The following is a 1,885-nucleotide window of genomic DNA, read 5'->3' as shown; positions in this document are numbered from 1 at the left end:
ATAAATTTTTCAATATTCTTTCAATTTAGCCTTGACTTTTTATTTGCAGGCTGTTTTTGTTTCATATTCCGGTGGTTCTTCTCTTATCTCTAAAAAATGATTCAATTCATCAACCCACTGATTAAGCAAATCTTTACTTTGCAGCAAAATGAGCGTATTTACTTTTCGCTCTGCAATAAGGTAACTACATACTACAGTTTTTCCAAATGCAGTTGCCGCACTCAGAACTCCATCTGAATGTGATAATAATTTTTCTGCTGCTAATTCCTGTTGCATTCGCAAATCACCTTTAAAAGATACTCTGATAGGTTGTCCTGTTTCTCTTTGATCTGAAACCTCAACTGAAATGCCTGCTTTTTCACATTCCTGTATAATATTTTCCCGCAGTCCTCTCGGAATCTGTATATATCCATATATATCCTTACCTAAATATACAGCACTAAAATTATAATAATTAGAATATCCCAGCCTTTTATTTTTGTAAAATTCCGGATTATCAAATGCCGCCAAACTACGAATCTGATTTTGTATTCTTGGCATAAGATTCAGAGTATCAACATAAACTCCATTGCCCAATACCATGTGAAGCTTGCCCACAACATCTGACTTACAAAACTCACATTTCTTCTTCCATGGTTTCGGTCTGACATTCTTCTCAATATTAGTAAGCATTCCTCTGACTTCTGCTAATTCTCTCTGCCATTTTGCCATGCATTGTTCAACATCTTCTATTCCCAGCTTTCTTGTTTTATTGAAAAGAGCATCCCATTGATCAGAATATGCATTCCAACTTTCATCTACAAAAGCACTATTTCCATTTTTAAGTGCCTGCCCCTGTAATGGCAATACAATTAAATTACCTATGCTGCTTGCCACATCCTGCGAAGGATACATTCTATCATAATAATGAAACGATTTCAGATTGATGGAAGTTGAACCCTTGTCTAACAGGAGAAATCCAAAATTTCTTGCCGTAGCCGCCGGTATTGCCTTTTTAAAGAAAATCCATACATGTGCCCCTTTCCCGGAGCGAGATCTCTCAACTAAAGGTCTGATACCATTAAGCTCACACATTTTTCTAAGCGCATCCACTTCTTTATGCCACTCATTATCCGTATTTGCAAAGTCCGTAACCTCTGCTCCTTTTTCGTGATTATCAAAATCAAATACAATAAATCTGCATGTACCATTTGGCAGTAAAGGATATACACCTATTACATCTGATCCATCTTCTTTTGTGCCTAACAAATGATCAATTATTTTTTTAACATCCAAACTAATCCATTTGGTATTTTCACATTCATCACACAATACCTTCTCTTTACGTTGTTTAGGGCAAAGCCGGTCATTCCAACGATTCGCACATTGTGGAAAATAGCCCCCGTTCTTTCCTCTTCTGGCATATACATCTTCTCTTCCCCAAAACATCGAAAAGAAACGTATTGCCATTTTCTCTGTAATATACGGTGGATTTACAATACGATTCCCTTGATCCAGGTCATATTCTTCTGCACTTTCTATTTTTTCTTCAAAAGGATTCACCTCTTCATAGGAAATGCCTGCTTTCTTCAATTTATCTTTTAATATCTTGTTCTCATATTCAAGCAGCCTAACCATCTTTCTCAATGAATCCGCATCATATGCTTCTATGTTCAAACCTTCCACCTACAATTCTTATTATTTCGTAATGTAACCTTCATTTCATGTCCCAACTTTATTTTAGTACTTGTTCCAACTATTTTCAATGCTTATTTTTCTTATTGACGCATTTCTCTGTCAATCGTATAATTAATACAAAAAAACCCGAAAAGAGGAGGTGTTCGTATGGCTACTTCAAGTATTACTCATAATTTTGTCATATCCAATCCAAACAGCGTAAAACTTT

1 protein-coding gene is annotated in these 1,885 nt (G+C 35.6%); it reads right to left on the bottom strand.

The window, feature by feature from the left end; translation table 11 throughout:
* Positions 1–39 precede the first annotated feature (39 nt).
* Positions 40–1,656, bottom strand: coding sequence for a TOTE conflict system archaeo-eukaryotic primase domain-containing protein (locus LJE09_RS17080; RefSeq protein ID WP_227311591.1), 1,617 nt, complete (start codon positions 1,654–1,656; stop codon positions 40–42).
* Positions 1,657–1,885: the final 229 nt, after the last annotated feature.

The sequence above is a fragment of the Blautia sp. DFI.3.45 genome, assembly GCF_020593505.1.
GTDB classification, from domain to species: domain Bacteria; phylum Bacillota; class Clostridia; order Lachnospirales; family Lachnospiraceae; genus Blautia_A; species Blautia_A wexlerae.
Note: the sequence above shows the minus strand (reverse complement) of the source record. Positions and strands in the feature narration are given on the sequence as shown.